Annotated in this window: 6 protein-coding genes; 2 read left to right on the forward strand and 4 right to left on the reverse strand. The window is 56.7% G+C overall.

Annotated features, from left to right (window positions below; genetic code table 11):
* Nucleotides 1-123: 123 nt before the first annotated feature.
* The 3 genes from asmA to udk all read right to left on the reverse strand — a co-directional run bounded on the left by asmA (nt 124) and on the right by udk (nt 3311).
* Nucleotides 124-1974 (reverse strand): outer membrane assembly protein AsmA, encoded by a 1851-nt coding sequence (gene asmA / locus ACOTYN_RS25200; protein WP_071922053.1) that lies wholly within the window; start codon nt 1972-1974, stop codon nt 124-126.
* A 22-nt stretch (nt 1975-1996) separates the two neighbouring features.
* The gene (gene dcd / locus ACOTYN_RS25205; RefSeq protein WP_014884513.1) at nt 1997-2578 is read right to left on the reverse strand and encodes a dCTP deaminase; all 582 of its coding nucleotides are present in this window, start codon (nt 2576-2578) and stop codon (nt 1997-1999) included.
* 91 nt (nt 2579-2669) lie between these two features.
* Nucleotides 2670-3311 carry a uridine kinase gene (udk, locus tag ACOTYN_RS25210; protein WP_332959620.1) on the reverse strand — a complete coding sequence of 214 codons (642 nt, stop codon included), beginning with the start codon at nt 3309-3311 and terminating at the stop codon, nt 2670-2672.
* A 343-nt stretch (nt 3312-3654) separates the two neighbouring features.
* Between udk and ACOTYN_RS25215 the strand changes: the two genes are divergently transcribed.
* Nucleotides 3655-6984: a diguanylate cyclase gene (locus ACOTYN_RS25215; RefSeq protein WP_014884514.1), complete on the forward strand. Its 3330-nt coding sequence runs from the start codon at nt 3655-3657 to the stop codon at nt 6982-6984.
* Here the strand turns inward: ACOTYN_RS25215 and alkA are convergent.
* Entirely contained in the window at nt 6949-7821 is an 873-nt protein-coding gene (gene alkA, locus ACOTYN_RS25220) for a DNA-3-methyladenine glycosylase 2 (RefSeq protein ID WP_023330887.1), read from the reverse strand. The two genes, ACOTYN_RS25215 and alkA, sit on opposite strands and share 36 nt — an antisense overlap.
* Nucleotides 7822-7951: 130 nt before the next feature.
* Here alkA and yegD point away from each other — a divergent pair, with 130 nt between their 5' ends.
* Nucleotides 7952-9304: a molecular chaperone gene (gene yegD, locus ACOTYN_RS25225; RefSeq protein ID WP_332959618.1), complete on the forward strand. Its 1353-nt coding sequence runs from the start codon at nt 7952-7954 to the stop codon at nt 9302-9304.
* The last annotated feature ends 133 nt before the right edge of the window (nt 9305-9437 follow it).

Here is a 9437-nt window from a genome sequence, read left to right on the forward strand (position 1 = left end):
TACCCATGTATCCGGTCTAAAGTGTTACCCATGTTTCCGGTTCATACCCTGCGCTTACCCGGCCTACGACGTCAGGCTTTTGTATGCCGGGTAAGGCGAAGCCGCCACCCGGCACAACTGGCATCAAAGCTTATCCAGCAGTTTCTTCACATCCTTGCCGTTCTGGGAATCTTTATTACGATCTGCCCAGCTATTAAGCCGACGTTTCGCTTCATCCTCCAGATGCTTACGCAGGATCTGATCCACCTGAAGGCTGTAATTCAGCGCCTGCCATTTACCATAGACGCTAAGCGGCACTGGCGTCTCTTTCAGGAAATCAATCAGCTTACTTTCGCCCTGCCAGCCGGAAAGTACCCGGACGTTAAAGCGCGTGTCCGCCGTCTCTTTGACCAGATCCAGCGAGCCTTCTCCCGTCAACGACAGCATAGAAGAGGTTCCCTGCATGGCTGCCAGCGTCAGTTGCCCGTTATCCAGCGTCAGATCCGTGGAGAAACTGTCGAGGCGCGTGACGCTATCGTAGTTTTCCTGCGCTTTGACGTCACTGCTGCGCTCCACTGCCTGCTGTACCAGCTGCTGGAAGTTAAGACCTTCCATACGGGAGTCTTTCAGGTCCACGTGCGCCTCGCCCTGCCATTCACGGCGGAAAGCTTCGGCATCAATTTTTGTGCCTGAGAAATCCCCCGCCAGCGTCAACTGCCCTGTCAGGGATATCGGATAGTTAAAGGCTTTAAGGATGGTACCAATCTCAACGTTGTCGAGACGCGGCTGGAATTGCGCGCGGGTTTCGTCCTTACGCACATCCAGCGTGCCAGGCAGTGAAAGATGCCCTGCCCCCATTTTGCCGCTCAGCTCGGAGATCACCAGCAACCCGTTGTGGTTAAACATCTGGCCGCTCACGTCGGTGAAGTCCATACCCCGCCAGCGCAGGCTGTTGGCTTTCAACAGGATATCGGCCGTGAATCCGCGCAGGGCGTTATAGTCAGGTTGATCAAGATTCGACGAGATAACCGGACGCGACACCGGCGGCTGGCTTTGTCCTGTCTGCACAGCGTCGCTGTCCGTTGTGCCAGCCGGTAGCGGCGGCAGGATGTTTTCCAGGTTGAGCTTGTCAAACTGCAGGTTCAGCACCCACTTCGGCTTCTCTTCGAGCGTGACGCTCGCCTGCCCCTTCAGGCTGCTGTCATTGGCCTGCAGGTTGAGGTTATCCAGCTCCAGCTGTTTTTGTTCTTCGCGCCAGACGGCCTGCATCGTCCCCTGCCCGGTGATCCCCTGGGTCGGAAGATCTGCGCCCGTGAGCTGCCAGTTGAGCTGCTGAATATCGGCCGTCAGCTGATGGGGATAATCTGACGCATTGACCCTGGCATTTAGCGAGAGGATCAGATCGCGCTGGTCGCGATTCATTCGCCCGCTGAATTCCAGCGACGCAAGATGGTGCGCATCCTGTTCCATCTGCAGATTAATATTACGAACCGTAACCTGCTCTTGATCCTCATGCTGAAATACCAGCACGCTATCGGCAACTTTCAGTTTGGCAATATCAAAGGACCAGCCCGTATCGGACGGCTCATCCGGTAAGGTATTCTCACGCGGTGCAACCGGCGCATTCGCGTTGCGCACGGCTTCAGTCTGCTGGGTAAGCTGAATGACCGCCCCTTTGAGCATCACCTGGTTTACCTGCAACTGGTGAGAAATGAGGGGGATGAGCGCCACATCGAGACGCATGTTGTCCGCAGACACGATCGGCTGGGCAGCGCCCGGTGCCGTTAACGACATGCGGCCAGAGAGAATGCTGAGCTGTGGCCAGACGTGCCAGCGTAGCGGTCCGTCGAGCTTCAGTTGGTAACCACTGCGCGCCTCGACCTGCCGCACCATGTAAGCGCGGAAATCGTTAGGGTTAACCAGCAGAACCAACGCCGAAAGGCCAGCAACCAGCACGACCAGCAAAATCATCAGCGTTGTCAGAACTCTTCTCATGGCATCCTCAATGGACTAACGATCAGTCTTTATCAATACGGCTGGCAACCGCACCCTGCTGGTCGCGGTATTTTGCGTCCTGCCGGCGGTTATAAGGCCTGTCTGCCGGGCCGGTTAGCGGTTCAAAGCTTAACGCACCAATCATCATGCCGGGGCGCAGCGCCAGCGGCAGTTTGCCGGCGTTGAAGAACTCCAGCACGATACGGCCCGACCAGCCGGGATCGATACGGTGCGCGGTCACGTGCACCATCAGCCCCAGACGGGCCAGAGAAGAACGGCCGTCCAGCCAGCCGACGAGATCAGCAGGCAGGGTCACGGATTCGAACGTCACCGCCAGCGCCAGTTCACCTGGATGCAAATAAAAAGCGTCACCTTCGTCAATGACGATTTCGTCACTCATCACGCGATCGAGCGCGGCGCTGACTTCATCCTTCGGCCCGCTGAGGTCGATGAACGGTGCAGTATGGCCACTAAAGGTGCGGAATTTATTCCCCAACCGTACATCAACGGTCACCCCATTGATACGCTCTACAGGAGGACGTGGGGTAATAGACAAACGGCCTTCATCCAGCCAGGCTTCAATATCGCGATCACAAAGACGCATGGCACTTTCTCCTTTCATGCATCGACCCCTGAGACCTTAACATCTCAGGGTAAAACCAGGTTATCTCTGAACGGTACACAATTCGCGCGGCTTATTCAAAAAGCTGGCTGATTTTCGCTTTTAAGATATCAATGGCAATGCGGTTTTTACCTCCGCGCGGCACGATGATATCGGCGTATTGTTTGGAGGGCTCAATAAACTGCAGGAACATCGGACGGACCGTTTTCTGGTATTGCGCCATGACGGAATCCATCGAACGGCCGCGCTCGTTAACGTCTCGCTTGATGCGGCGCATCAGGCAGATATCCAGCGGGGTATCGACGAAAATCGAGAAGTTCATCGATTCACGCAGGCGAGCATCGGTCAGGAGCAGGATACCTTCAAGGATAATCACCTTTTTCGGCTCGATGCGGATCGTCTCCTGGGTGCGGGTGTGTTCTACGTAACTGTAAACGGGCAGCTCAATTGCCTGGCCGCTTTTGAGGGCTTCTAAATGCTGGAACAGTAAACTGTGATCCATTGCATTCGGGTGGTCATAGTTGGTTTTTACGCGCTCTTCCATCGACAGATGGGATTGATCTTTGTAATAGCTGTCTTCGGGAATGACGCCGATGTGCTCATCACCTACTTGTTCACGCAGTTCGCGATAAAGCGTACTGGCAATTAGACTTTTACCTGAAGCCGATGCGCCGGCGATGCCTATAATGACGCACTGATGAGACTTATCAGTCATAAATTTAGCGACCTGATTAACCTGGATGTTAAGGAAGGACGACGCCGGAGCGTCAAACGCGGCAATTATAGGGATTTCGCGGGCGTGATACCAGTCGAAAGCGCAGGTAATGCGAGACAGTCTGTAAAGTTGCGAATTGTTCCCTGAGTGAAATTTTAATGCGCGTTTTTTCAGCGTTTCACAGCGATTTTTTAACCTGTAACTATTTAATAAGTCTATGATGTCAAATTATGAGCAGTCGCCATATGAATTGTAAATTGTTTGTACTAGCATAAACCAAATTATCAAATTCACTCGTACGGACTTCTCTCCTGACGGCACGGCGTCTCTGGATAAAGCGGTAATGAATAAACAATACCAGCGGGTTTTGGTTACCACCCCACATCCTTTATTACGACTTGTCTGTCTGGGCCTGGTCACCTTTATCTTTACCTTATTTTCGCTGGAGCTTACCCGCTTCGGCACCCTGCTGGCGCCGCTCTGGTTCCCCACCGCCATCATGATGGTGGCGTTTTACCGCCACGCGGGAAAAATGTGGCCGGGCATTGCCCTGGCCTGTTCGTTCGGCAATATTCTGGCCTCGTGGATGTTGTTCTCGTGGGGGGCGATTAACCTCACCTACACCGCCATAAATGTGATTGAGGCCGTCGTCGGTGCATTACTACTGCGCAAACTGCTCCCGTGGTATAACCCGCTGCAAAATTTAAGTGACTGGATCCGTCTGGCGATGGGCAGCGCGCTGGTGCCGCCGCTGGTAGGCGGTATTCTGGTGATTTTTCTGGTTCCCGGTCCTGAGCCACTGCGCGATTTCATTGTCTGGGTGTTATCTGAATCCATTGGCGCGCTGGCACTGGTGCCGCTGGGATTACTGTTTAAACCCCACTACCTGCTGCGCCACCGTGATCCGCGACTGCTGCTGGAAACGCTGCTCACAATGGCCGTGACGTTGGCCCTGAGTTGGGCAGCCATCACCTGGCTTCCATGGCCATTTACCTGCGTGATCGTCCTGCTTATGTGGAGCGCCGTGCGCTTACCGCGAATGGAAGCGTTCCTGGTGTTTCTGGTCACCGTGATGGTCGTGTCCCTGATGATTGCCCATAACCCTGAGGCGCTGACCACCCAACACGAAGGGCCGATGATCAACGCGCCCTGGCTGCCGTTCCTGATGCTGCTTCTCCCGGCGAACGTGATGACCATGGTGATGTATGCCTTCCGTGCCGAACGCAAACACATCACTGAAAGCGAAGCGCGTTTTCGTAATGCGATGGAGTATTCCGCCATCGGGATGGCGTTAGTCAGCATTGAGGGGCAGTGGCTACAGGCCAACAAAGCGCTGTGCAATTTCCTCGGTTACAGCCAGTCCGAACTACAGTCACTCACCTTCCAGCAGCTCACCTGGCCGGAAGATTTGCACACCGACCTCGAACAGCTGGAGCAGCTGGTCAACGGCGACATCAACACCTATACCCTTGAAAAGCGCTATTACACGCGCAACGGTGAAGTGGTCTGGGCGCTGCTTGCCGTCTCCGTTGTGCGCCATACCGACGGCTCGCCGCTCTATTTTATCGCCCAGATTGAAGACATTAACGACCTGAAGCAGACCGAGTGGGTCAACAAACGCCTGATGGAGCGCATTACGCTGGCCAACGAAGCGGGCGGCATCGGCATCTGGGAGTGGGATCTGGAGCCTGACATCATCAGCTGGGATAAGCGGATGTTCGAACTGTATGAAATCCCGCCGCACATCAAGCCCACCTGGCAGCTCTGGCACGACACGATGCTGCCGGAAGACCGCGCCCATGCAGAACAGGTGCTGCGGGATTCACTGATCTCACGTCTGCCGTTTAAGCTGGAATTCCGTATCCGCGTGAAGGAAGGCGTGCGCCATATTCGCTCCCTGGCAAACCGGGTGTTGAATAAAGAGGGTGAAGTCGAGCGTTTGCTTGGCATCAACATGGACATGACCGAGGTTAAGCAGCTTAACGAGGCGCTGTTCCAGGAAAAAGAGCGTCTGCATATCACGCTCGACTCCATCGGCGAAGCCGTGCTCTGTACCGATATCGACATGAACGTCACCTTTATGAACCCGGTCGCCGAGAAGATGAGCGGCTGGCTACAAACCGAGGCTATCGGCCAGCCGGTTCTCAAGGTATTACACATCACGTTTGGGGAGCGAGGGCCGCTGATGGAGAACATCCACAGCGGGGATATGTCACGCTCAGATATCGACCAGGACGTGGTGCTGAACTGCCGCACGGGTGGAGCGTTTGACATCCATTACAGCATTACGCCACTCAGCACGCTGGATGGACAAAGTATCGGCTCGGTTATCGTTATTCAGGATGTCACCGAGTCGCGCAAAATGCTGCGTCAGCTGAGTTACAGCGCGTCGCACGATGCCCTGACCCACCTGGCAAACCGGGTCAGCTTTGAAAACCACCTCAAACGACTCCTGCAAACGGTTCGTGAGACGCGGCAGCGTCATGCGCTGGTCTTTATCGATCTGGACCGCTTCAAAGCCGTCAATGATACCGCAGGCCATGCGGCGGGCGATGCCCTGCTGCGGGAACTCTCTTCCATGATGTTAACCATGCTGCGCTCCAGCGATGTGCTGGCGCGTCTGGGGGGTGATGAGTTTGGGCTGTTGCTGCCGGACTGCAATATTGAGAGCGCACGCTATATCACCGGTCGTCTGGTCCATAGCATCAACGACTATCACTTTATGTGGGAAGGCCGCCTGCATCGAATTGGCGCCAGCGCCGGGATCACGCTGATCGATGAACATAACCACCTGGCGTCAGAAGTGATGTCACAGGCAGATATTGCCTGTTATGCCTCGAAAAACAGCGGGCGCGGCATCGTGACGGTTTACGAACCGCAGCAGGAGCGGGATCACAGCACGCGCAGCATGATGTCGCTGGACGAACAATGGCACATGATCAAAGACAATCACCTGATGATGATAGCCCGCAGCGTCGCCTCCCCTCGCATACCGGAGAGCTGTAATTTCTGGCTGATTTCGCTGCGCCTGTGGACCAGCCAGGGCGAAGTCCTGGAGGAACACGCCTTCCGTTCTGGCCTGGCAGAGCCGGAACTGCTGCACGCCCTCGACAGACGCATCTTTAGCGACTTCTTCCGGACATCTGCCGCCAGGATCGCCAGTAAAGGCATGGGGATCGCATTGCCGCTTTCGGCAGCCGGTTTAGCCAGCGTGACGCTGGTCGACGAACTCCTCGATCTTCTTGATAAAAGCCCAATGCCGGGCCGTCTGCTGCATCTGGTGATCCCTGCCGGCGTGGTGTGTGATTCGGATGAGAATCTGCAGCGGGGTTTACAAAAGCTTCGCCAGGCGGGCTGCCGCGTGATCCTCAGCCAGATAGGCCGCGACATGGACATTTTCACCCACCTGAGTCCGAACATGGCCGATTACCTGATGCTGGATGCCGAAGTCGTGAGCAACGTCTATGGCAACCTGATGGATGAGATGATGGTGACCATCGTTCAGGGCCATGCCCAGCGTCTGGGGATGAGAACCATCGCAGGCCCCTGCAACCAGCCCATCATGATGGATACGCTTTCCGGCATTGGCATTGATTTTATCTATGGTGACACCATCGCCGAGCCGCAGCCGCTGGATCTACTGCTCAACACCAGTTATTTCGCCATCAACTGACGGCGCCCAGCCGTCGGTATACCAGATGTGCAGCAGCGCGTAGGAACGCCACGGCTGCCAGCGCTCGGCATAGCGACGAATTTGCGCAGGCGTCATCCCGGCGAAACGTTGCTTAATCAGATAATCATCCGGAAGAAACACATCTTTTGCCTGCCAGCCGCGAAGGGCGAGGTAATTTGCCGTCCAGCGGCCAATACCCGGCCGTTGTTGTAACGCCTTCATGCCTGCCTCAACGTCCTCAGGCGGCGTGAGCGGAAACGTCCCGTCGACGACCGACTGTGCCAGATGAATCAGCGATTCCGCGCGTTTGACCGGCATCCCGAGCGCTTTGAGCGCCAGCGGGTCGGCAGCCGCCAGGGCTTGCGGGGAGGGAAAGCAGACATAGCCCGGCGCATCCTTGACCGGCTCACCGCACAGGGCGACAACGCGTGAAGCCAGTTTAGCCGCCATCGCCACGCTGACCAGTTGACCCAGAATGGCCCGCACGCCCTGTTCGTAGGCATCCATCGCCCCGGGCAAACGCAGGCCTGGTCGCGCGGCGCCGAGATCGCCCAACGTCCGGTGGACGTCCTGCGGATCGCAGGCAAGATCGAACAGACGCCCGATACGCTCAAGGCAAAGTCCGGCCACCGGCGTTAACCCCGGGCTGAGCGTGACCTGTAGCGTATGGGTTTGCGTGTCCGGCGTAACGCGGAAGATCCCCTGATGCCCTTCACAGGCAAAACTGCGCTCGTAATAGCTTTCCGTGACCGTCTCAACCCCCGCCACCGCACGGGCGCCAAGAAAGCCAAACATCCATTGCCAGTCGTAAGGGGGGTGCCAGGTCAGGGTATGCATTGTCGCTCCTTTTTTGTTCCCCTCAGGATAAACTGAAAAAGCGTGTTACGCCTTGCTTTCATATTCCTGTTGTCGCCGGACAGGCATTCCGCTAAAGTCTCGCCCCTTCTCACTGGCATGGGGATTTATTGTGTTTATCGGATTCGACTACGGTACGGCAAACTGCTCGGTTGCAATTATGCAAAACGGGCAACCACAGCTCCTGAAAATGGAAAAAGAGAGCACGCTGCTGCCGTCAATGCTCTGCGCGCCGACGCGTGAAGCGGTGAGCGAGTGGCTGTTCCGCCATCATCAGGTTCCGGCGACTGCGGCAGAAACCCAGGCGCTGCTGCGCCGGGCAGTGAGCTTTAACCGCGAGGAAGATATCGACGTTACGCCTTCCAGCGTGCAGTTCGGCCTCTCTTCACTCGGGCATTACATTGAAGACCCGGAAGAGGTCTACTTTGTTAAATCGCCAAAATCTTTCCTCGGGGCCAGCGGCCTCAAGCCGCAGCAGGTGGCGGTGTTTGAAGACCTGGTATGCGCCATGATGCTGCATATCCGTCATCAGGCGCAGACGCAGGTCCCCGAGACGATTACCCAGGCCGTGATTGGCCGCCCGATCAACTTCCAGGGGCTGGGCGGTGATGAGGCCAACCAGCAGGCGCAGGGGATCCTTGATCGCGCGGCGCACCGGGCAGGCTTTCGCGACGTGGTGTTCCAGTATGAGCCGGTTGCGGCGGGGCTGGACTTTGAGGCCACGTTGACGGAAGAAAAACGGGTGCTGGTAGTGGATATCGGCGGGGGTACAACGGACTGCTCGCTGCTGCTGATGGGGCCGCAGTGGCATCACCGCCGCGACCGTGAAAATAGCCTGCTGGGGCACAGCGGCTGCCGCGTGGGCGGTAACGATCTGGATATCGCCCTGGCATTCAAGAGCCTGATGCCGCTGCTCGGCATGGGCGGGCAAACGGAAAAAGGCATCGCCCTGCCGATCCTGCCGTGGTGGAACGCGATTGCCATCAACGACGTCCCGGCGCAGAGTGATTTTTACAGTACCGCCAACGGCCGCTTCCTGAATGACCTGATGCGTGATGCGCAGGACGCCGATAAAGTCGCCCTGCTGTATAAAGTGTGGCGTCAGCGCCTGAGCTACCGCGTGGTACGCACCGCCGAAGAGAGCAAAATTGCCCTTTCAAACCGCGCTGAACATGCGGTGTCCTTGCCATTTATCAGCGACGATCTGGCCACGGCGATTTCACAGGAGGGGCTGGAGACCGCGCTCGCGCAGCCGCTACAGCGCATACTGGAACAGGTGCAACTCGCGCTGGAGAACGGCAAAGAGAAGCCGGACGTCATCTACCTCACCGGCGGAAGCGCCCGTTCACCGCTGATCAAAAAAGCGCTGGCGGAACAGTTGCCGGGTATTCCAATTGCCGGTGGCGATGACTTTGGCTCCGTTACCGCGGGGCTGGCGCGCTGGGCGCAGGTGATGTTTAGCTAGTGCCGCTGTGCCGGGTGGCGGCTTCGCCTTACCCGGCCCACAAACCCCTCGAACCGTAGGCCGGGTAAGCGAAATGTATGACCGGATACATAGGTGACAGATCAGACCGGGAACATAGGTAACACTTTTAGTC

It is taken from the genome of Enterobacter cloacae complex sp. IR5458, assembly GCF_049238025.1.
Taxonomy (GTDB): Bacteria; Pseudomonadota; Gammaproteobacteria; order Enterobacterales; family Enterobacteriaceae; genus Enterobacter; species Enterobacter kobei.

Excerpts from the sequence above, each read along its gene's own strand:
- ACOTYN_RS25215 (WP_014884514.1), top strand. The coding sequence starts at position 3,655 with ATGAATAAACAATACCAGCGGGTTTTGGTTACCACCCCACATCCTTTA.
- dcd (WP_014884513.1), bottom strand. The coding sequence starts at position 2,578 with ATGCGTCTTTGTGATCGCGATATTGAAGCCTGGCTGGATGAAGGCCGT.
- alkA (WP_023330887.1), bottom strand. The coding sequence starts at position 7,821 with ATGCATACCCTGACCTGGCACCCCCCTTACGACTGGCAATGGATGTTT.
- asmA (WP_071922053.1), bottom strand. The coding sequence starts at position 1,974 with ATGAGAAGAGTTCTGACAACGCTGATGATTTTGCTGGTCGTGCTGGTT.
- udk (WP_332959620.1), bottom strand. The coding sequence starts at position 3,311 with ATGACTGATAAGTCTCATCAGTGCGTCATTATAGGCATCGCCGGCGCA.